Origin of the sequence: Dyadobacter arcticus (genome assembly GCF_011762185.1) — a bacterium.
GTDB lineage: Bacteria > Bacteroidota > Bacteroidia > Cytophagales > Spirosomataceae > Dyadobacter > Dyadobacter arcticus.
This window is the reverse complement of the sequence record NZ_JAASQJ010000003.1, coordinates 937342-959104: the sequence shown is the minus strand read 5'-3', so window position 1 is coordinate 959104 and position 21763 is coordinate 937342. Positions and strand designations below refer to the sequence as shown.

15 protein-coding genes are annotated in these 21763 nt (G+C 45.4%); 11 read left to right on the top strand and 4 right to left on the bottom strand.

Annotation, left to right across the window (positions count from 1 at the left end):
• Positions 1 to 3: 3 nt before the first annotated feature.
• The gene (locus FHS68_RS17525) at positions 4 to 2187 is read right to left on the bottom strand and encodes an outer membrane protein assembly factor BamB family protein (RefSeq protein ID WP_167272546.1); all 2184 of its coding nucleotides are present in this window, start codon (positions 2185 to 2187) and stop codon (positions 4 to 6) included.
• A 156-nt stretch (positions 2188 to 2343) separates the two neighbouring features.
• On the opposite strand from FHS68_RS17525, the gene FHS68_RS17520 reads away from it, so the two are divergent.
• From FHS68_RS17520 to FHS68_RS17510, 3 genes are all read left to right on the top strand, one after another.
• Complete coding sequence (locus FHS68_RS17520) at positions 2344 to 3903, top strand: M20/M25/M40 family metallo-hydrolase (protein ID WP_229211946.1); 1560 nt, start codon at positions 2344 to 2346, stop codon at positions 3901 to 3903.
• A 20-nt stretch (positions 3904 to 3923) separates the two neighbouring features.
• Positions 3924 to 6719: a M16 family metallopeptidase gene (locus tag FHS68_RS17515; RefSeq protein ID WP_167272543.1), complete on the top strand. Its 2796-nt coding sequence runs from the start codon at positions 3924 to 3926 to the stop codon at positions 6717 to 6719.
• A gap of 110 nt (positions 6720 to 6829) precedes the next feature.
• On the top strand, positions 6830 to 7105 hold the full coding sequence (locus FHS68_RS17510; protein ID WP_167272540.1) for a hypothetical protein: 276 nt from the start codon (positions 6830 to 6832) through the stop codon (positions 7103 to 7105).
• Positions 7106 to 7119: 14 nt separating this feature from the next.
• Here the strand turns inward: FHS68_RS17510 and FHS68_RS17505 are convergent, their stop codons facing one another.
• Complete coding sequence (locus FHS68_RS17505) at positions 7120 to 7710, bottom strand: ASCH domain-containing protein (protein WP_167272537.1); 591 nt, start codon at positions 7708 to 7710, stop codon at positions 7120 to 7122.
• Positions 7711 to 7911: 201 nt separating this feature from the next.
• Here FHS68_RS17505 and FHS68_RS17500 point away from each other — a divergent pair, with 201 nt between their 5' ends.
• The gene (locus FHS68_RS17500; RefSeq protein ID WP_167272534.1) at positions 7912 to 10176 is read left to right on the top strand and encodes an NADP-dependent malic enzyme; all 2265 of its coding nucleotides are present in this window, start codon (positions 7912 to 7914) and stop codon (positions 10174 to 10176) included.
• Positions 10177 to 10200: 24 nt separating this feature from the next.
• On the opposite strand, the gene FHS68_RS17495 is transcribed toward FHS68_RS17500, so the two are convergent.
• Positions 10201 to 11016, bottom strand: a complete 816-nt coding sequence (locus FHS68_RS17495; RefSeq protein ID WP_167272531.1) for a helix-turn-helix transcriptional regulator — start codon at positions 11014 to 11016, stop codon at positions 10201 to 10203.
• Positions 11017 to 11205: 189 nt separating this feature from the next.
• Between FHS68_RS17495 and FHS68_RS17490 the strand changes: the two genes are divergently transcribed.
• The 4 genes from FHS68_RS17490 (at position 11206) to FHS68_RS17475 (ending at position 14103) form a co-directional block, all read left to right on the top strand.
• Positions 11206 to 11712 (top strand): anthrone oxygenase family protein, encoded by a 507-nt coding sequence (locus tag FHS68_RS17490; RefSeq protein WP_167272529.1) that lies wholly within the window; start codon positions 11206 to 11208, stop codon positions 11710 to 11712.
• A gap of 203 nt (positions 11713 to 11915) precedes the next feature.
• Positions 11916 to 12857 carry a ThuA domain-containing protein gene (locus FHS68_RS17485; protein WP_167272526.1) on the top strand — a complete coding sequence of 314 codons (942 nt, stop codon included), beginning with the start codon at positions 11916 to 11918 and terminating at the stop codon, positions 12855 to 12857.
• A gap of 17 nt (positions 12858 to 12874) precedes the next feature.
• Complete coding sequence (locus FHS68_RS17480) at positions 12875 to 13387, top strand: glycosyl-4,4'-diaponeurosporenoate acyltransferase CrtO family protein (protein ID WP_167272524.1); 513 nt, start codon at positions 12875 to 12877, stop codon at positions 13385 to 13387.
• A gap of 152 nt (positions 13388 to 13539) precedes the next feature.
• Complete coding sequence (locus FHS68_RS17475; protein ID WP_167272522.1) at positions 13540 to 14103, top strand: hypothetical protein; 564 nt, start codon at positions 13540 to 13542, stop codon at positions 14101 to 14103.
• Positions 14104 to 14270: 167 nt separating this feature from the next.
• On the opposite strand, the gene FHS68_RS17470 is transcribed toward FHS68_RS17475, so the two are convergent.
• On the bottom strand, positions 14271 to 15782 hold the full coding sequence (locus tag FHS68_RS17470; RefSeq protein ID WP_167272520.1) for a glycoside hydrolase family 32 protein: 1512 nt from the start codon (positions 15780 to 15782) through the stop codon (positions 14271 to 14273).
• Positions 15783 to 16043: 261 nt separating this feature from the next.
• Here FHS68_RS17470 and FHS68_RS17465 point away from each other — a divergent pair, with 261 nt between their 5' ends.
• From FHS68_RS17465 to FHS68_RS17455, 3 genes are all read left to right on the top strand, one after another.
• Positions 16044 to 16643 (top strand): RNA polymerase sigma factor, encoded by a 600-nt coding sequence (locus FHS68_RS17465; RefSeq protein WP_167272518.1) that lies wholly within the window; start codon positions 16044 to 16046, stop codon positions 16641 to 16643.
• A 69-nt stretch (positions 16644 to 16712) separates the two neighbouring features.
• Positions 16713 to 17999 (top strand): FecR family protein, encoded by a 1287-nt coding sequence (locus tag FHS68_RS17460; RefSeq protein WP_167272516.1) that lies wholly within the window; start codon positions 16713 to 16715, stop codon positions 17997 to 17999.
• Between the two features lie 237 nt (positions 18000 to 18236).
• Positions 18237 to 21752: a TonB-dependent receptor gene (locus tag FHS68_RS17455; RefSeq protein ID WP_229211945.1), complete on the top strand. Its 3516-nt coding sequence runs from the start codon at positions 18237 to 18239 to the stop codon at positions 21750 to 21752.
• Positions 21753 to 21763 lie beyond the last annotated feature (11 nt).

Here is a 21763-nt window from a genome sequence, read left to right as displayed (position 1 = left end):
AGGTCACGGGAGTTTGAACGCCATGATAAACCCGGAAGGATTTTCCTTCGTACCCCCGACGGATAATGCAACATATTGCTTGCCGCCGCTCATATAGGTGCATGCGGTGGCATTGGCGATCCCTGGAAGTTCCGTTTTCCAGAGCAGTTTGCCCGTTTTCTTATCGAATGCACGGAGATTTTTGTCGTTGGTGCCGCTGATGAAAACGAGTCCGCCAGCTGTGACGATCGGTCCGGCAGAACCTTCCTGTCCTGTTTCCGGGCCATTTTTTTGCTGCCTTTTTTCATCATTGCCCAGCGGTACCTGCCATTCGTATTCCCCTGTGTTGAGGTTAACAGCGCTTAATGTTCCCCAGGGTGGCGTGAGGGCAGGATTGCCATTTGGGTCACGGAAGTGGCCGTAAGCGGTGAGATTCAGGTATTTGTCTGCGCCAGGTTTGGTTTTGCCTGTTTCAAATTTGGTCACAGCACTGGTACTATGCTGCTCTCTTTCGTACAAAAATGCAATAATCGCTTTGTCTTTTCCTTTGACAACGCTGGCAAAAGCAGGCATTTTCCCTGCTCCTTTTTTGATTTTATCCAATGCGGCTTCCCTCGTCAACCGGTTCCGTAAGCCAATCAATGAAGGGTAAGTCGGTTCATCCCCATTTTTGTCTTTCCCGTGACAAGCCACGCAATATGTCATGTAAAGAGACTTTCCTTGTTGAAAAACAGACATATTCTTCGATGCCTCTTCCAAATCAACCTTTTTCATGGATTCGATTTCGGGGGAGTCATTGGATTTAACAAACAATACGCTCGATGTTGGGTCAATCGCTGCTCCTCCCCATTCTGCACCGCCGCGGGAGCCAGGCAGCATTAAAGTCCCTTTCAGATCGGGAGGAGTAAAAAGGCCTTCATACCGCATGGAGCGGTATTTTTTCACGATAGAATCATGACCAGCATTGGTATAATGCGTTAAATCCGACTCTGTCATGAACTGTCTTGCGAAAGGTTTCGGTTTCAGCGGAAATGGCTGGGTGGGCCAGGCTTCTTCGCCGGGAATGTTGGATGCAGGTACTTTGCGTTCTTCAATCGGGAAAAGTGGTTCTCCGGTTTCACGGTTAAAAACAAAAATGAAACCGTGTTTGCTTACCTGCGCCACGGCATCCACTTTTTGGGTCCGACCGTCGGGACCGTCTTTTTTAACGGTTACCAGGTTTGGAGGGCAGGGGAGGTCGTAATCCCAAAGGTCGTGGTGGACGGTCTGAAAATGCCAGCCATATTTTCCGGTTGCGGCATCCAATGCGACCACGCTGTTTCCGTACAGATTTTTGCCTTTACGGTCGGCGCCATAATAATCATAGGTAGGTGAGCCGGTTGCCAAAAAGACCATTCCTCGTTTCGTATCTACGCTCATGCCACCCCAATCATTGGCGCCGCCCGCATATTTGTAAGCATCTTTTGGCCAGGTTTCATAACCCGGTTCGCCTGGCAATGGAATAGTATGGAATGTCCAGACGAGCTTGCCGGTTTTGCAATGATAGGCCCGGATGTAACCAGGCTGCGCGCCATATAACTCGGACACTTCCGCGCCCATGATCAACAAGTCTTTGAAAATAATACCAGGGGAAGTGGGAATGACAGAAATGGTTTTGGGATCGTCCCTTAACCCGACATTCATGCTTACTTTGCCATTTTTGCCAAAATCCAGAATCGGTTTTCCGCTTTTGATATCCAACGCAAAAAGGTTATCCCCGCCCGTTACCAAAATCCTTTTTTCATTACCGCCTTCACTTTCCCAATAAGTTACTCCGCGACTTACGCCGCCACCTTCCGCACCCGCAAACGGATCAAAAGACCAGATTTGCTCACCCGTTGATGCATTCACTGCATAAACCCAATGCTTCGCGGAAGTCGCGTACATGACGCCGTCGACAATGACCGGATTACATTCCGCGCTGCCTGGACGTGCGCCGTCTTTCATGTCTTTTAAAGCAAAAGTCCAGGCTGGCTGAAGTCGGGTAACATTGGCGGTATTGATCTGATCCAAAGGAGAATAGCTGGTGCTGTGGGAGTCTGCTTTGTAAACGCTCCACGTCCGGCCTTCTTCCTTGCTGGTTTGATAAGCAACCAAAAGAATAAAAGCGAAAAAGGAGATCAGGAGCCCGGAATGCTGATTGAGGAGGTGGAATTGAGGTTTTTTCATGCAAAAGGTATAAGTCAGGTAACGTTTCATTTTACTACCTATCGCTTTTTGCGTATCAAATTTGGAGCGCAGGCAACGTTTTGAAAAATGTTTAGAGTAGATTGTGTTTGAATGCGCCAGGTAAGGCATAGTCATTTTTTAATTAATCAAGACAAAATGAAAAATTTCTCTTTCAGATCCATGTTTGCTGTGTTAATTCTTACGGGTACAAGCGTTTATGCGCAGCAAGAGGCGATTGACACGGCAGTTTTCGGCGCCATACGCCGTGCTGAGCTCAAAAGCTCACAAATTCCTCAATTGGCTCATTACCTTACCGATGTGTCGGGTCCACGGCTCACTAATTCTGCTGGTTTCAAACGGGCCAGCAACTGGGCGGTGGCAACCATGAAAAAGTGGGGACTGGAAAATGTGGCGCTCGAACCATGGGGTGAGTTTGGCAAACAATGGGAGCCGGAAGAATTCAGCATTGCAATCACTGCACCTTATCCGCAATCTGTCATTGCTTATCCGACTCCATGGACTGTGGGAACCAAAGGATTGAAAAAGGCAAAAGTGGTTGTGCTTTCGTCCGTTCAATTAAGGGATAGCGCCTACGTCACGAAACATTTGAATGAATTCAAAGGCAAGATTATCCTGGTTGCAAACAGTGAGCCGAGTGGGGAACCTGTGGAGGAAGCATCCGTTGAACGCTTTTCGGATAGTACGCTCGCCAATATGAAGGACCAGTACCATGTTACCCGGCCCATGATCGAATTTTATATGAAATATCATAAAGCCATGGATAGGATTGCCCAAATGCTCAAAAAATCGGGGGCGATCGCAGTCATCCATTCAGAAGAGGGACATACAAACGGGCCGGTCCTTGTACAAGCCAATGGGGGTCAGAAATTGGATGCGCCCGAAACATTACCACAGGTTTCTATGGCATTTGACGACGGACAAAAAATTGCGAGACTGATAAAGTCCGGTCATGAAGTGGAAATATCGCTGAATATAAAAAGCAAATTTTCAACAGAAGATACCAAAGGTTATAATGTTGTTGCTGAAATTCCCGGCTCGGATCCTACGCTCAAATCAGAGTTGGTCATGCTGGGCGGGCACCTTGATTCCTGGCAGTCGTCCGAGGGCGCTACTGATAATGCTGCGGGTTGTGTGGTCATGATGGAAGTGGTCCGTTTGCTGGATTCTTTGAATATCAAGCCAAAAAGAACTGTGCGTATTGCGCTTTGGAGCGGCGAGGAGCAGGGGGTTTTTGGTTCCTATAATTATGTTAAAAATCATTTTATGAATGCGGATGGCACGCCAAAACCGGAGAATGGGAAGGTATCTGCTTACTTTAATCTGGATAATGGCACTGGAAAGATCAGGGGTATTTTTAGTCAAAATAATACTGCGATCAAGCCAATTTTTGAACAATGGTTTACGCCGTTCCATGATCTGGGTGCAAAAACGGTCACGACAAAAAACACGGGATCAACCGACCACATTTCCTTCGACTGGGCAGGAATTCCAGGTTTTCAGTTTATCCAGGACCCGATGGATTATGAAGCCAGGACGCATCATACGAATCTCGACGATTACGATCACTTGCAGATCGATGACTTGAAACAGGCTGCGATCATTGTTGCATCATTTGTTTACCAGGCCAGTGTTCGTCCCGAGCTGCTGCCAAGAAAAGCGCCGGTAAAAGAGACATTTGTTTTCGAAGGTTTTTGAGCAGAAAAAAATTTATTGACATGATCAGAACTGGCTTATCCCTAACCCTTTTCCTATGCATCTTACAGGCGAAAGCCCAAAATGCAATTGATATTAACTTCGAAAAGTTCACACTGGATAATGGCCTGACGGTCGTCTTTCACATCGACCGTTCGGATCCGGTTGTGGCCGTCGCATTGACGACCCATGTTGGTTCTTCACGGGAAAAGGTTAAAAGGACAGGATTTGCACATATGTTTGAGCATTTGCTGTTTCTGGAATCTGAAAATCTAGGAAAAGGGGGTTTAGATAGGCTGAGCTCGCGGATTGGAGGCAGCGGTGCCAATGGATTTACAAACCGGGACATTACCACTTATCACCAGACTGTCCCGAATGACGCTTTGGAAAAAATGCTTTGGGCTGAGGCGGATAAGCTTGGGTATTTTATCAACACGGTAAGTGATCCTGTTTTAGCCAAGGAAAAACAGGTTGTGAAAAATGAAAAGCGGCAATCGTACGATAATCGCGCGTATGGCTTTAATTTTCAAGTTATTGACATGAATCTTTATCCTGAGAACCATCCTTACAACTGGGAGGTGATCGGTTCGCTGGAAGATTTGCAAAATGCAACCTTGCAAGATGTGAAGGATTTTTACAACCGCTGGTATGTACCTAATAATGTTACGCTGGTGGTAGCGGGGGACTTTGATCCGGCGCAGGCGAAAACCTGGGTTCAAAAGTATTTTGGAGAGATTAAAAAAGGGGAGGCGATCCCGGAAGTTAAAAAAATGCCGGTTTCCCTTTCGAGTACAAAGAGACTGTTTTATGAAGATAATTTCGCCCAGTCCCCCCAGCTAAGCCTCGTTTGGCCCACTGCTCCCAATTATGCAGCAGACTCCTATCCGCTCGAAGTTTTAGGGAAATATCTGACGGAAGGGAAAAAGGCTCCATTCTATAAAATATTAGTGGAAGAGAAAAAGCTGACGGATCAGGTGCAGGCATATAATTACAATTCAGAACTGGCGGGGCAGATGATTTTTGAAGTAAGGGCTTATGAAAATGTGAGCTTGGACAGTGTCAATGCCGCGATGAATACTGCTTTTACCAAATTTGAAAAAGAGGGAATTTCGGAAAGTGACCTGAACCGGATCAAAGCGTTGGTTGAAGTTGATTATTATAATGGAATATCCAATGTGCTGGGTAAGGCGTTCCTGCTGGCTCAGTATCAGATCTTTACAGGAGATCCTGGATTTGTCAAAAAGGATATCAGTAACATTTTGGGCGTGAGCGCCGCAGATGTGATGCGGGTTTATAGTCAGTATATCAAAGGGAAAAACTTTATAGCCACCAGTTTTGTGCCAAAGGGACAGTCCAAACTAATGCTGACGGGTTCGACACCCGCCGTGATCGAAGAAGAGAAAATCGTGGAAGGAGCGGAGAAGGCAGTGGATGCTTCCATTAAGGCCACTTACACAAAAAGTCCGTCCTCATTTGACCGCACTGTGGAGCCTCCATACGGTAAAAGTCCGCAAGTAACTGTGCCGAAAATCTGGGACGCCAAGCTGGATAAAGGATTAAGGGTTTTTGGGATAGAGGACAAAGAGATTCCATTGGTACAGGCGCAGTTAAGTATTAAGGGCGGGCAATTATTGGATAGTAAAGAAAAAACAGGTGTTGCGAACTTGCTGGCTGAAATGCTTACAAAAGGTACCAAGACCAAAACGGCCGAGCAGCTTGAAGAAGCGATGATGAACCTCGGGACATCTATTACCGTGAAAATAGCGCCAGAAGAGATGAACATTGGATTCAGCGCGTTGGCCCGAAACTATCAGGCGGTGATGGACCTAGTGAAGGAAATAATCCTAATGCCCAGGTGGGAGGAAAAAGAGCTGGAACTGGCCAGGGCTGCGGTTTTAAACCACATCAAACAAGAAAAGGCCGATCCCAATGCAATTGGAGACAATGCATTCACTAAGATCCTTTATGGTCCTGAAAACATTCTTTCGCAGAACATTTTGGGTACGGAAGAATCTTTGAAATCCATTACAATGGCCGACCTTCAAAAATATTATGAAGCCTATTTATCTCCTTCCGTAGGCACATTTCATATTGTAGGGGATATTTCAAAAGAGCAGGCTGTGAAAGCAGTGGAGAAACTGAATACAGATTGGAAGGAGAAGAAAGTAACATTACCTATGTTACCAGCCCTGACGAAGCTTACGAAGCCGACTTTGTATTTCTCCAATGTGCCAGGTGCGAAGCAGTCCGTACTATTTTTTGGTTATCCGGCTGTGAAAGCAACCGATCTGGACTATTATCCTTTGCAGGTGATGAACTACATTCTGGGCGGCGGCGGCTTTGCGTCCAGGTTTACCCAGCAATTGCGTGAGGGCAAGGGTTATACCTACGGAATACAGTCTGGCTTTAAAGCCTCCGCTACTTCCGGGTACTTTTTGGTGCTAAGCGGTGTGCGGAGCAATGTAACCTATGAGTCGGCCGCGCTCGTGAAAGATATTCTGCAAAACTATGGCAACACATTCACCGAGCAGGACCTTGAAATAACCCAAAGTTTTCTCTCGAAAAGCAGCGCGAGGGAATTCGAAACCCGAAATGCAAAATTGGGTATGCTCAAAAATATCAGCACTTACAACTGGCCGTATGATTACGCAAAACAGCGACAAGAGATTGTAAAGACAATGACGCTTGCCAGGATCAAGGAATTGGCCGGGAAATACATCACCCCCGACAAAATGAATTATGTGATCGTCGGCGACGCTGAATCACAATTAAAGAAATTGAGCGGACTGGGGATTGGGGAGGCTGTGATAATCAACTGATTGGTATATAAATCGTTACAACTAACTATTGAGCCTGCACCGCAACTTCATTTACTTTGAGAGTCGGCTTCATAACGTCGCCGACGTCTCACTTATAAATGTTGAAAATCATGAAATTCCGAGGCGGAGGTTTTATTAGTTATGCGCTTATTTTGTGCATTTTTCCTTTGATTAATGGCTGTGGCGGCAACATGGAAGGCGATATACAGTGTGATGTCCTGGTTACCGAAATAGATATAGCAAAGGAAAAATACTTCGCCGACAAAAATGCAGGCAATTGTCAAAAGGTCGTGGAAGCCTATGATAAATATATAAAAAACGACTGCGAGGATAAGGGTTCTTATGTGAACTCGCGGGATTCCTTCAAAGACGATAACTGCAAGTAATGTATCTATTGGAATCAGGCCTTTCTAGTGCCAACCCTTTCAAGATAATGTTCGCCCAGGGGTGAAAGGGTATAGCCGGGTTCGTGGCTGATGGTGAGGCCGAGATTTTTCAGTTTACGGACGTTGAGTTTGAGCCATTCTTTTTCTTTTTTAGCTTTCACGGCCAGATCAGCCGCGCGTAGTTTAGGATTTTCCTGGATGGCGCGGAGGACTTTTATGGTCCAATTACCCAATTTGCTTGCCTGGTCCAGTCGGGTGAGTTTTTCTTTTAATGCTTCAAATTCTTCATCCGGCATCGTAGGTTGCTCCCGAAGATCAATCCTCGGATCTTCGCTGAAATACTTGACATCCATTTTATAAATACTGCCTTCGGTAAATTTGTCTAGGGCAGCAAGCAACGATTTTGAATCCCGAAAACCTGCCTGAATGGCATCCTGCTCCGATATATCATTTCGATTGCATTCAGAAAGGGCAGAGATTTCGACCAGACCAATGCCCGTCTGTACCCTGCTTCCGTTTTTCACAGCCAGCTTTTTCCATTTGCGAAAAGCCAGGGTGATTTTCCCGGACTTGATCTCCCCCAAATGCTTCATCGTAAAGAGCATATCTATAGAGCTTTATTGTTATTAATTTCCCGAAGTTAGCCAGTCCGGCGATATAAAAGCACATTCCGCTAGGTGCCTCTCCCTGGCAGGGTTTCTGAGCTATGTATTTTTAGTAGGGAAGGTCGAAAGGATCAGCTAATTTAGGCAAAAGCTGAATGGCAGGATTTGAAATAATCTGACCTTCTGAATAAACCAACCGCAATGAATACGCAAAAACTGAAAGAGGACGCGCTGCATTATCACGCAAAAGGGCGTCCGGGAAAAATAGAAGTAAGACCAACCAAAGAAACATCAAACCAGCGTGACCTCTCGCTGGCCTATTCACCCGGAGTCGCGGAGCCTTGTCTGGAAATTGGCCGGATACCTGATACCGTTTACGATTATACGACGAAGGGGAATCTCGTCGCGGTGATCACCAACGGAACGGCTGTGCTTGGCCTGGGTGACATTGGCCCCGAGGCTTCCAAGCCGGTAATGGAAGGTAAATGTCTCCTATTCAAAATTTATGCCGATATCGATGCATTCGACATCGAGCTGGACACTAAAAATATAGACGAGTTTGTGCGCACCGTTCGGATCCTGCAACCGACTTTCGGGGCAATTAATCTGGAAGACATTGCGGCCCCGGCTTGCTTTGAAATCGAAGAACGGCTTCGGAAAGAAATGTCCATACCGGTCATGCACGACGACCAGCACGGTACAGCGATTTGCAGCGCAGCGGCATTGCTCAATGCTTTGGATATCTCCGGAAAGGACATTACCACGATTAAATTGGTGGTAAATGGCGCAGGTGCCGCCGCCATCGCCTGCATTGACTTATATGTGGCGCTTGGTGTCTGCAAAGAGAACATTACTGTTTTTGACAAAGACGGTTTGCTCCATTCTGAGCGGGTTAACCTGGTTCCAAATCAATATAAGTATGTAAAGGATCAATTACCATTGGATTGGAAACTTGCGGACGCGCTGGCAGGAGCGGATGTATTTCTGGGTTTGTCTGTGGGGAATGTGGTGAGCAAAGAAATGGTGAAATCGATGGCCGCTGATTGCATTGTGTTTGCTATGGCCAATCCAAATCCTGAAATCTCTTTCGAAGATGCGGTGGAAGTGCGTCCGGATATCATTATGGCGACGGGCCGCTCCGACTATCCGAATCAGGTCAATAATGTATTAGGCTTTCCCTACATTTTTCGGGGCGCGTTGGATGTGCGGGCGACGACGATCAATGAAGCCATGAAGCTGGCTGCGGTAAAAGCATTGGCGGGTTTGGCTAAAAAGACAGTACCTGAAATTGTGAATATGACTTATGGAGAAACCAATCTTACATTTGGAAGACGTTATATCCTGCCAAAACCAACCGATCCGCGTTTGTTAACCACCGTCGCACCTGCCGTCGCAAAGGCAGCGATGGAAAGCGGTGTAGCCCGTACTTCGATTACCGATTGGCAAGCCTATAACCATAAACTCACGAGTAGGATCGGATTGGATAACTCATTGATCCGGGGCATTATCAACCAGGCAAAACAAAACCCAAAAAGGGTAGTATTTACCGACGGAGAAAATCTGACGGTGCTCCGTGCAGTTCAGGAAGTACTTGAACAGGGAATTGCCATTCCGATCTTATTGGGCAACGCCATTAAAATCAACCGCATTATCCGCGAACATAAGCTGGTGATTGAGAAAGTAACGATTATCGATCCGCGATCTAGCAGGCAGGCGAAAAATGTGGATGATTATGCGTCCATACTTTACAAAAAACGGGAGCGCAAGGGCATGACCTTTTCGGACGCAAAGGGACTGATCCTGCATCGCAATTATTTTGGTGCCGTCATGGTGGAAGTTGGGAAGGCCGATGTGCTGATTTCCGGCCTGACGCGCAATTACCCCCAGACGCTTCGCCCTGCACTTCAGGTGATTGGAAGACAGGCGGGTATTAATAAGATCATGGGAATGTATATCCTGATGAGCCGTTTCGGGCCGATTTTCCTGGCAGATACCACCGTTAATATTAGTCCGACAGCCGAAGAACTGGTTGAGATTGCGGAAATCACGGCGAAGGAGGTTAAGAAATTGAATGTGGAGCCAAAGATCGCTTTTCTGTCCTATTCAACATTCGGAAGTGCCGAAGGCGAGGATGCGCTCAAAATGCAGAAGGCGGTGAAAATTTTGCGCGAGAAACGTCCTGATCTGATTGTCGACGGTGAAATGCAAGCGCATTTGCCTTTTAATTTGAACTTGCTGCAAGAATCCTATCCCTTTTCGCCACTGGGTAAAACGGGCGCCAATACCTTGATATTCCCGAACTTATCTTCCTCAAACATTGCTTATAACCTGCTCAAAGAAATCGCGCAAATCGAGAAGATCGGGCCTGTGTTAATGGGTCTTAAGAAGCCGATCCACGTGCTGCAGCTAGGCAGTACCGTCAGGGAAATTTTTAATATGGTGGCTGTGGCGGTTGTGGATATGTAAAAAAATGAGCGTTTGACCAGCGATTTATCCCGCAATTCCCGAAAGATTTTGAAACAGTCCGGAAGTCTGTTTTTGGTACTGACCAGGCGAAATGCCGGCAAATTCCTTGAAACTTCTGATGAAATGCGATTGATCGGCATAGCCATTCTCAAAGGCGACATCGGATAATTTGGAATAAGATTTATCCTCAATGTTGGCGAGCGTTCCCTGAAACTGGCATATCCTCAGGAAAAGTTTGGGTGACATACCCACCTGCTGCTGGAATTTGCGCTCGAAATTCCTGGGAGAAACAGGTAATACGCTTAAAATGGATTTCAATGTCACATTGCCATTGGATCCAATAAACTGACGCAACGCGTATCCAATGGCCTGGTCGGCCAGCGAGCTGTTTCTTTTGATCTTGGCAAACAGATATTTACAGATGATATCAATCTGCTGGTCGGTCGAATCAGCATTCAGTAACTTTTCGGAGATATCTTGCTCGCAACCGTTTGATATTTGGGTGGGGTTGATGCAGGAATTGGTAAGTTCGTTTGCATTGAGCCCGAAAACGGATTTCAAGGCATCTGGATAGAAGTAAACTCCGATCGTCCTGAATTTTCCGGATAGTTTCACTTCATAACAGCTGGTAGCCTGCCCATAGAGGAATAGCGGAGGAAGCTTTTTGCCTTCTTTATGAAAAGCCCCTGAATCATTGTGCTGAAATATCAGACCCGGACTTCCATCGGCCGCCAGGCGAAAGGAATGATAAGAGCTCGCCGTTTCATCGCAGTCAAACACCCAAAAGGATTTGACATAATCCTCTAAATAGTCTGGCGGCTGAATTTCGCGGTAGTTCATTTTCTTATTCTATGGCTAATAGTCAATTTGCATTCTGAAACGCAATTTTCAAATTTTTTTGTGCAAAAAATAGAATGAATCCGCCAAAAGCCATGCTCCGAAAGAGATATCTGTCGTTTTTCTTCTATTTTCCAATCCGCACCGTGCTGATTTTTGTGGAAAGCATTTGGGATTTTAAAAAAGAAAAACATGGTAACCAAAACAATCATTCTTCTGATAACGGCCGTCAGCACTTCATTAATTGGCGGACTGCTTTACGCTTATTCCGTTTCGGTATCGCCTGGTTTGGGCAGATTAACTGATCTTGCCTATTTGTCGGCTATGCAAGCCATTAACAAAGCCATTCTGAATCCGCTGTTTTTTGCAAGTTTTATTGGGACTGCTGTTTTGTTGCCTGTCAGTACTTACCTGCATTACAATAATAGCGGCCCTTCACCGCGCTTTTACTTTTTGCTTGCCGCGTCCGTCATTTACCTGATTGGAGTATTAGGCGTGACAATAGGAGGTAATGTTCCGCTAAATGAATGGCTCGCTAAAATTAACCTGTCTTCACTCGATTCGGCAGAAGCCGCAAAGGCGCGCCTCCGTTTTGAGGGCCCTTGGAACAGACTGCATTCCATAAGGACGTTTTCAGCATTCTTGGCAGTTGTACTGACGATCTGTGCTTGTTTAATGCAACCTGCTATTGAGAAATAAATACATTTTTGTTTCGGGCCTGAATTCATTGCCGATCTTTCTGTTTCCACCCGGGTCTTTATCTGACGGGAACAAGCCAAAGGGTATTTATCATAAAGCGATATTGCAGAATGAAGAACGATATATTAAATATTTAAACGCGGGTAAAAAGGCGTGGGTGACAGGTTTTAAACTAGAAATCAATGTTTAAAAACCAAATACTCATGAGGAAAATCAATTTAACAATCTGTGCGTTCTTTCTCTTTTCCGGCTTCTTGCTTCAAGCCCAAAGCCCGATCAAAGTGATGATCCTGGACGGGGAAACAAATCCATATCACCGCTGGGACCTGGGAACACCTATCTTAAAAATGCTTTTGGAGGAATCCAAGAAATTTGAAGTAACTGTCGTCAGCGCACCCGGAAAAGACGGAGATTTTAGCAGCTTCATGCCCAAATTTTCGGACTACAAGGCAATTGTTCTGAACTACGATGTGCCAGATGAACGCTGGCCGGACGCAATTAAAAAATCATTTGAACAATATGTGGCAAATGGCGGTGGATTGGTAATCATTCATGCCGCCAATAACTCGTTTCCGGGATGGGCTGAGTATAACAAGATGATAGGTATAGGCGGCTGGCGTAACCGGACCGAGAAAGATGGTGCGTATTGGTATTATGTGGATGGAAAATTGGTGGAAGACAAAAAACCGGGAAGCGCAGGAAGCCATGGGGCCAAGCTGCCATTCCAAATGAAAGTGGTGAACGACCATCCGATCACCAGGGGCCTGCCGCCCGTTTGGGCACATCAAAATGACGAATTATATGCGCAATTACGCGGCCCTGGCGAAAATATGGCAGTACTGGCGACCGCGCGCTCGGAAAAAGACAATAAGGGAACCGGATACGACGAGCCGCAGGTAATGGTATTGAATTATAAAAAAGGAAAGGTTTTTCATCATGCTACCGGCCATGATCCTGTCGGCATGAGTTCAGTGGATTATGGTGTATTACTTACCCGCGGTACGGAATGGGTGGCGACTGGAAAGGTGACGCAAAAAATACCCGCCAATTTCCCAACTGCAACGACAGTATCTTATCGTGTGGATATTGCTGCGATGAACCCGGCTCCTGCTCCGCCGAAACCTGCGGCGGCAGCGGTTAGGTAATTAGCAAACGAAATCCAATGACGCTTGTCAATCAATTGATCAATCTGGTCTGGACCATTCTTGCCTTTCTGGTCTTTGTTTTATATTGGTATGCCAACCCAAATCTGATTTGGCTGATCGCCTTTTTATTGATCAGCACTGCGGGTTCGATGATTCCTTTGCGCTGGTACCAGTTAAGCACTGTAAGCAAATTTTATGAACGGCTTGGCGTCCGCCTGGTCAGAAAGTTTGTCCAGGACGGCGATTTTATCAACACTGCGATCCGAAAAAAAAGCAATACGCACAGAGTTATCAAGGATCGGCGCAATTACGGATCGTTCTTGCAGACAGTGAATATGTACGAGCGCTATCATATTCATTGTCTTATCTTTTTTCTGCTCAGCACTGCCCATGCGGCCTATCATCAACATTACCCGACGGCGTTTCTGATGCTGGTGAGCAATGTCATTTACAACCTGTGCCCCATCCTTTTGCAACAATATAATCGCCTGAGGATTGCAAAGATCGCCGGAAGGCCTTATGTGCCATAATGCTATGACGGTAAATTAAAAATAACCCAAAACGGTGTAATAGCGCTCTGGAATTTACCTTTAAATAATCGAATAACTTCCCAGGGAAATCGAAACTAAACATCGAGGAATTCTTAATTACATTGACCGGGATAAATAATAACCCCTTCGACATGGTCTATTTTTTTAAGAACCACATTTTCACTCCGGATTTTTCGGCAAGTTTAGTTTCCGGCTTTATTACTTCTTTTGTATTCTTATTTATATTGCTTTTTCTCTTTCGGCCACATATTAAGATAGGCCCCTCAATCGCGCTGCACGTAGATGATCTTGATCCGACCCTGAGACTTTGTTGTGCATTCAAGATCGTCAACAAATCATTTTTTGGAGCATATGATCTCAAAGTAGAAGTTTGTCAAAAGTTAGTTTCTTTTGGACCTAACGGAGCAACTAATTACCGCACTGTGCCGCTGCCGTTGTTGAGGGACCATTATCCGCATGTCGCTCCTTTTAAGGTCGTTTTTTCCAGCAATGCCAGTACAGATTTTGCATTGTGGTTTATTACTTATAGTGATCTAAAAGGAATTTTAACAACGACGCCTCATACTAAAATCGAAATACGCGTTACATGCCGGCACGCATTAACAGGGCTTGGAAATGTCTGGACGAGAGAATACACAAAGACCGATATTACTTTGGGTACGTTCAAATCTGGCAACACTTTTGAGATTGTGTAGAATTCTCAGAATTAAGTGTTAATTTTAGCACATTCTATACATAGACAGCGTTGGATATGAAAGCACAAGACATTATTGTTCGATAACATTAGAAGGAAAAGAGGGCCGGATGAAAATTCGGCCCTCTTTTTTATGCCCTAGGGCGAATTTATTCCCCGACCGATCTTTCAGTTTAAAACCATCGACGGCCTGATACCTGAATATTTAAGGTTGTCGATGGTGATTCCGGAAACAGATTTAACGTACAATTTCGTCATAGCGTAGTCGGGGAAGAAGATGTCGGTCATGACGGTAAGTCCCGCATCGGCGAAGAGCTCGACTGATGCTGCATCCGCGATCAAAGTGAGGGAAATGGTTGTGCTTTTTGCAAGCCTGGGCGCTGTATGCTTTTCGCCGAAGCCTTTTTCAAAATCTGTTTTTCCGGATTTGGAACGGTCGATGTAATATTGGTTTGCTGCTTTGTCGTAGCCAATTACCAGCTCGTTCCCAGATTGATTTGCCAGCACAATTGCGAAATCAGCATTATTTTTTGTATCAAAATCCAGCCGGAAAAGACCCGTAGCATTTTTGGCTTTTTCTGTAAGATCTACCTGGCCTTTTACCTGCATACTTTTTTGAGAAAAACCGGGCGTGCTCAATGCGTCCAGCTCTTTGACTGGGACAGAAATGAGGTATATCTCTTTGTCGACCGATTTCAAGCCAAGGTCGCGGGCGATGGTGTTCGCACTGCGCCACGGATCGGTAGGGACTTGATTGGCATATTGCCAGTTGCTCATCCAACCCAAGAGAACATGGCGGTCGCCCGTATTGCCAAATGTTACTGCCGCATAATTATCCGCACCGAAATCTAGCCACTTGGTTTCCTTGGAATAGGCTTTAAAATCTTTTCCGTCAAAATCACCGAGAAAATATTGACCTGCCGAGCCCTTATTTGGCCCGCCGGGATTGATGTTCACGATCAAAACCCAAACCTGTTTTCCATTGTGCATAATCGGAAACAAATCAGGGCATTCCCAGACGCCACCATGCGCACCTGCATCTGCACCAAATTCGCTTTCCCGCGTCCAGGTTTTCAGGTTTGGCGATGAGTAAAACGTGATCCTGTCCTTGGTGGCCAATGTCATGATCCATTTTTTCTGAGGAGCATACCAGCTCACTTTCGGATCACGGAAATCGGTGATGCCAGGATTGGGCAATACCGGGTTACCGCTGTATTTAGTCCAGCTTTTTCCATCGTCAAGGCTGTATGCAATGCTCTGATACTCATGCTTTCCGGTCTTTTGTTTTTCGAGAATGGGATTATGATGTGTGAAAATAGCGACCAGTGGCGCCTTCCCATCTTTTCCGAAACCGGAGGTGTTTTGAACATCTACCACCGCACTTCCCGAGAAAATGTAACCCAGCGAGTCTGGATAGAGGGCAATCGGCTCTTCTTTCCAGGACACCATATCCTTGCTCGTTGCATGGCCCCAATGCATGGGTCCCCAGATTTTATCATCAGGATAATATTGGAAAAACAAATGGTAAACCCCATTGTTATAAACCATCCCATTGGGATCGTTCATCCAATTTGCCTTTGGCGAAAAATGGAATTGGGGGCGGTATTTTTCTTTTATTTCCTGCGCTTCTACGGTGAGCACAGCGATAAGCAGGAAAACAGCAAGTAAGATTTTATGCATGGTTAGGATTTGTTAGGTCAGTTTGAATGTTGAGGCCTGGTTTGGGAATGCTATTTACAAGAAATAATCAGTTTTTATTTTTGATCATAACTAATTTGTTTCAACAATTCCATTGGATTAACTCCCGTTTATTAAGTAATTTGCATAGAACAAATTATAGAATAAATGTGATGATGGCTTGTTAAACTTTGGCTATTTTTGAAAAAACAACATTTATATTTTTTGTTTGATCTAATCAACAACTTGAATTAAAGGTAGTTAATGAGGGAATTTTCGGATGAGCGGGTGCTTTTGGATCGCTGTGCGAGCGGGGACAGGGGAGCTTATACGGCGTTATACAAGTCGTACATTTCCGGGCTGCTGAAATACATTTATTTATTTACTAAAAGCCACGACCTTAGCGAGGAAATCGTTCAGGATGCATTTGTGAAAATTTGGGATCATAGGGATGGATTGAAGGATGTACAGTTATTTGAACCTTATCTGTTCAAAACGGCCAAAAACCTGTTACTAGACCATTTAAGAAAAGAAAAAATCCAGCAGAAGTATCATTCACTCACATCCCCATTTTCAGAAGAAAGCGAGGATTATGCAGATAGCGAGGTCATTTACGGACAATGCTACCAGCTTGCGGAAAACGCTATCAACATGTTGCCCGAAAAGCGGAAGCAGATCTTTGAACTCAAAATGAAAGAGGAATTTTCGTTGGATGAGATTGCAGCAAGACTTGGGATATCCAAATCGGTTGTTAAAAAGCAACTTTATGCGGCCAATAGTTTTGTGAGAGAATACCTTCGCAGGCATGGAGAAATTACAGCAAATCTGCTGATATTCATGTATTTAATCCTACCTATTCGATAAATTCAAAAAAAAGTAAAAATATTTTAATGCCGAGGGGTTCTTTTGGCACGCTCGTACGTCTTTCGCTATATGGAAGAAAACGACTACAAATCCTTTGACGGCAAATCCTTTGACTGCAAAGCATTCTTACAAAAGTACCTTCAAAACCGGCACTCTCCTGAAGAGCACGAGCTGTTCCTGAAATGGTTCCATACCATTTCGCCAGAGGAAGCAGACTTGGTCATAGAACAGTACGGCGGCATGGCAGACTTGCGGTCCATCCTGGAAATGCAAAATCAGAATGATGCGCTGATTAAAAATATAGAATCGAGGCTCGATCAGGCAGACATCCGTGAAATACCACAAGAAACACCTATTTTTACTTTATGGCCATATTTTCGGAGGTTTTCGGCGGCGGCCGTTTTTATTCTCATCGGACTGGGCAGTTATTATCTCTTCATCAAACAAAGTAGCCCAACGGTTACAGCCCCTCAGCCGGTTATAGCGACTGAGGGTGCACCCGGGGGTAACAGGGCCATGCTGACGCTGGCGGATGGTTCGAAGATCAATCTCAATGAGGCCGTCGATGGACAAATCGCCCTTCAGTCCAATATCCAGATATACAAAGTGACCGACGGCCAGCTGGTTTATTCAAAACCTGAAATGGATAAACCGACGAAAAACAATCCCGAAAATTACAATCAGATCACAACTCCTAAGGCAGGACAGTACCAGATCAACCTGTCGGATGGAACGAAAGTGTGGCTTAACTCGCTGTCATCCATTCGGTTCCCTGCAACATTTGACGCCAACGAACGGAAGGTAGAAATTACCGGGGAGGTTTACTTTGAAGTAGCCCGTTATCGTCTGAATAGCCGCAAAGTTCCTTTTATGGTTGTTTGTAACAACCAGGTTATTGAAGTTGTTGGTACGCATTTCAATGTTAATTCATATCGCGACGAAGCTGCGGTGAAGACTACCTTGCTGGAAGGCAGCGTGAAAGTGTATGCAGTTCGTAACAACTCCAAAAAGTTGGGTACGCCGGTCCGCCTGCATCCCGGAGAGCAATCTATTGTAAACCAAACGAATTCAAATGGTTCTTCGATTGCGGTTGAAAAAGTGGATACCGAAAGTGCCATTGCGTGGCAGAAAGGGTTTTTCAAGTTTCGAGACACAGATATCCGTGAGGTTATGCGGCAGCTTTCGCGTTGGTATGACCTGGATGTGGTTTACAAGGGGCCTTTGCCGCAAGACCAGTTTACCGGTTATGTGTCGAAAAAAGTGGCGATCTCGAATGTGCTGAACATTCTGGAAGAAGGCGGCGGGGTGAAATTTAATGTGAAGGAAAATCAGGTAGAAGTGATGGCGGCGGAGTAAGCAGCTTGATATACAATGAATAGCTAATTAAAATTTAACTAAAACGATATATGAACGACAGCTGAGCGATGTAATGCTGGTCGACTAAAAAAAACACTTCGGATTGGAGTCCGAAGTGGCAAAATCTACACTGAAATCTTTGGCCGGACTCAGTATAGCAGCAATTCAGGTTGACACAGTCAGGAATTTTTGAGAGACACTAAACCATGTACAATTAATCCTAAAAAATGTAAAAGTATGAATTATGCTTTACGAATTATGAAGCTCACTGCATTTCTCTCATTTTTGCTTATTACGCAGGTTTCAGCCGGCGTATATTCTCAAACCGTTAGGCTTAACGAGAATAACAGCGGTTTGGAAAAGATTTTTACGGAGATCAGAAAACAAACCGGCTATAACTTCCTATACAACAACAGGTTGTTAAGAAAAACGGTCCCTGTAAATATCAAGGTGAACGGTGAGGAGCTGAAATCGGTGCTAGACCGCGTTTTTGAAAATCAGCCTCTGAGCTATTCAATCATTGATAAAACCATTGTGGTTAAAAAACGCAAAACCAACGCGGAACAAACCGAAATGCCTGTGAATAAGCAGGAAACAATGCCGGAGCCTAGCTTTGGCAAGAATGATCTCGGCGCGCCCAATCTGCTGGCTAATAAGGTAACGGCCTATCAACTCCCGGTTGCGGACGTGACGGGTAAGGTTACGGATGATAGAGGGGAACCGTTGCCAGGTGTTAGTATCGTGATTAAAGGATTGTCCCAAGGAACGACAACCTCCGCTGACGGAAGGTTTTCACTCGCTGTTCCTGGTACCAGCTCTGTTCTGATTTTTTCTTTTGTAGGATATGTTTCAAGAGAAGTGATCGTGGGAACGCAAAGTGTTATTAATCTGACACTTGCAGTGGATACCAAAGCGTTGGAAGAAGTGGTTGTCGTTGGTTACGGTGAAATGAAACGCGCCGATCTGACGACTGCACAAACGTCTGTTTCGGCCAAAGACATTGGCAAAACTGTTAATACGACCATTGAGCAAGCCATACAGGGACGTGCGGCGGGTGTATATGTGACCCAAAACTCAGGGCAGCCGGGTGGTGGGATTTCGGTGAATATCCGTGGGGTTAACTCCATAAGCGGTAGTAATGAGCCTTTATATGTCGTTGATGGCGTTCAGATCCCGGGTCAATCGGTTTCTTTTGGCTCGCAAAGTTCTTCTAATCCGCTTGCAGGACTTAACCCTGCCGACATTGAGTCTATTGAAGTATTGCAGGGACCCTCGGCAACGGCCATTTATGGTTCCAGGGCTACCAATGGGGTTTTGATCGTAACTACAAAAAGAGGAAAATCGGGCGATACCAAAATTTCTTATGGCTACCAATACAGCCTGCAGACCGCGCCGCAATCGCTGAATGTGATGAACTTGCAGCAATACGCTCAAATGGTGGGCGAATACCATGCATTGGCAGGAGGGGAAACGCCTCAGGAATTTTTGGATCCTTCATTGCTAGGAAATGGTACCGACTGGCAAAAGGAATTGTTCAAAAGTGCACCGATGAATAAGCACCAGCTGAGTTTGAGTGGCGGTAATGATAAGACTACTTATTATCTGTCGGGCGAATATTTGAAACAGGATGGTGTCGCGTTGGGTTCAGGCTTTAACCGGTATGGATTCAGGTTAAACCTGGATAATAAACCTAGGAAATGGGCTTCTATTGGCGCTAACCTCAGTTTTAACCAAACCAATGATAACCTGACGACCAGCCAGGAAAACGTGATTGCAAGCGCATTGCAACTTACGCCGCAAGTACCTGTCCGAAATCTGGACGGAAGCTGGGGTGGAGGCGACGAAAACAATGGCGCGAACCAATTTGCACCAGTTAACCCAATCGCAATTGCCAACTTGACAACCAATAAACTGGTAAGAAGACAATTTTTGGGCGGTTTGAATTTGGGTATCGAAATTATGAAAGGTCTTAATTTGAGGTCATCATTCAATACCAATCTGGGTTTCTCAAATTCCACTTATTATATCCCTACTTACGCAATTGGCTGGGCGAGAAATGTAACAGCTTCGCTGACAAATGGAAACGGTGTAAACACTTATTATAACTGGAACCAGCTGCTTGAATACAACAAACAGTTTGGCAAGCACAGCATCAATGCAATGGTTAGCCATGAAGCGCAGGCATCGACTTATAAGAATGTGGGTGCCACACGTACCGGTTTCTTGACCAACGACATTCTGGATCTTGCTGCTGGTGATGCACTTACATCCAGTAATTCAGGCGGATCGGGTGAGTGGGCGATGGAGTCGTACCTGGGACGGCTTAATTATAATTATGCAGACCGATACATTGTGATGGCGACAGTGCGCCGTGACGGTTCAGCCAATTTTGGTAAAGAAAACAAATGGGGCTTTTTCCCGTCTGTTTCTGCGGCATGGCGGGTTTCTCAGGAGGCGTTCTTCAATGTACCTGCTGTCAGTGAATTGAAACTGCGTTTTGAAACAGGTGTAACTGGTAACCAGGGCGGTGGAGGCATATATTCTCCTTTGGGAACGGGCGCTACCCCCACAACAACAGGGTTTTTACCAACAAAATACAGTAATCCTGGTTTGAAATGGGAAGAAACTAAAACCGTCAACTTTGGTATTAATGTAGGCCTGCTTGAAAACAGGATTCAGTTTGAAGTGGATTATTATGTCAAAAATACTGATAACCTGTTGATGGAAAAGCCATTGCCCTGGTATATGGGAACAAATGGTACCGGTGCTGTGGGCTCGCCGACGGTCAATATTGGTGCGTTGCAAAACAAAGGGTTTGGTTTTACCATTAATACGATCAATATCAATCGTGGCGGTTTCAAATGGGAGAGCAGCCTGAACATTTCCAGCTTTAAAACCAAAATCAAATCCTTTTACTCCGAAAGTGCTTTTGTAGACCGTACTTCCTGGTGGTTACAGGATTGGACGCAGCGTTCGGAAGTGGGTAAGGCGCCTTGGTTATTCCGCGGCTATGTGGAAGAAGGCTTATTCCAGAGTGTTGCCGAGATTGACGGCAGCGCGGTGCCCGTGGATAACAATGGAAACCGGATGCCAACCAATGTCAATAACATCTGGGTAGGTGATGTGAAATTTAAGGACCTTAATGCCGACGGTAAAATCGATGAGCAAGATCTCACAAACATCGGTAACCCCTGGCCAAAAATGTTTGCAGGCTTTACCAACACCTTTTCTTACAAAGGTTTTGACCTGAGTTTGCTTTTCACAAGTACCTATGGCAACGACATTTACAACTATCTCGGCAAACTCAACACGAATGCGAGCAACATTAACCTGAGCCGTAACCTGTTGGAACATGCCATGGATTATGCCAAACCAACCACCAATGAAAGCGGTGAAGTGGTGCTTTCCAACCCCGGAACTGATGTAGCAAGAATTTCAAACGGTCCGAACGGGAATTTTACGCGGCATACCGATAAATGGGTGGAAGACGGCTCATTTATCCGGCTTAAAAACGTTTCGCTGAGCTACAACGTGCCAGCCGCATTCCTGACAAAACAAAAAATTGTACGGGGAGCGAGGTTGACAGTGGGTGCGCAGAATGTGCTCACGTTTACCAAATACACGGGATTTGACCCGGAGGTAGGCGCTTATGTATCAAGGGATTCCGGACCGACCAATCAGGCGATTGGCCTCGATTACGGCCGCTACCCGCTGACTCCTATTTATACTTTTAGCCTTGGCCTTGACTTTTAAAATCGATTCAG

Coding starts and splice junctions, on each gene's coding strand:
- FHS68_RS17470 (WP_167272520.1), bottom strand. CDS start 15,782: ATGCATAAAATCTTACTTGCTGTTTTCCTGCTTATCGCTGTGCTCACC.
- FHS68_RS17505 (WP_167272537.1), bottom strand. CDS start 7,710: ATGCTCTTTACGATGAAGCATTTGGGGGAGATCAAGTCCGGGAAAATC.
- FHS68_RS17495 (WP_167272531.1), bottom strand. CDS start 11,016: ATGAACTACCGCGAAATTCAGCCGCCAGACTATTTAGAGGATTATGTC.
- FHS68_RS17465 (WP_167272518.1), top strand. CDS start 16,044: ATGAGGGAATTTTCGGATGAGCGGGTGCTTTTGGATCGCTGTGCGAGC.
- FHS68_RS17480 (WP_167272524.1), top strand. CDS start 12,875: ATGACGCTTGTCAATCAATTGATCAATCTGGTCTGGACCATTCTTGCC.
- FHS68_RS17475 (WP_167272522.1), top strand. CDS start 13,540: ATGGTCTATTTTTTTAAGAACCACATTTTCACTCCGGATTTTTCGGCA.
- FHS68_RS17485 (WP_167272526.1), top strand. CDS start 11,916: ATGAGGAAAATCAATTTAACAATCTGTGCGTTCTTTCTCTTTTCCGGC.
- FHS68_RS17500 (WP_167272534.1), top strand. CDS start 7,912: ATGAATACGCAAAAACTGAAAGAGGACGCGCTGCATTATCACGCAAAA.
- FHS68_RS17510 (WP_167272540.1), top strand. CDS start 6,830: ATGAAATTCCGAGGCGGAGGTTTTATTAGTTATGCGCTTATTTTGTGC.
- FHS68_RS17520 (WP_229211946.1), top strand. CDS start 2,344: ATGAAAAATTTCTCTTTCAGATCCATGTTTGCTGTGTTAATTCTTACG.
- FHS68_RS17455 (WP_229211945.1), top strand. CDS start 18,237: ATGAATTATGCTTTACGAATTATGAAGCTCACTGCATTTCTCTCATTT.
- FHS68_RS17460 (WP_167272516.1), top strand. CDS start 16,713: ATGGAAGAAAACGACTACAAATCCTTTGACGGCAAATCCTTTGACTGC.
- FHS68_RS17525 (WP_167272546.1), bottom strand. CDS start 2,187: ATGAAAAAACCTCAATTCCACCTCCTCAATCAGCATTCCGGGCTCCTG.
- FHS68_RS17515 (WP_167272543.1), top strand. CDS start 3,924: ATGATCAGAACTGGCTTATCCCTAACCCTTTTCCTATGCATCTTACAG.
- FHS68_RS17490 (WP_167272529.1), top strand. CDS start 11,206: ATGGTAACCAAAACAATCATTCTTCTGATAACGGCCGTCAGCACTTCA.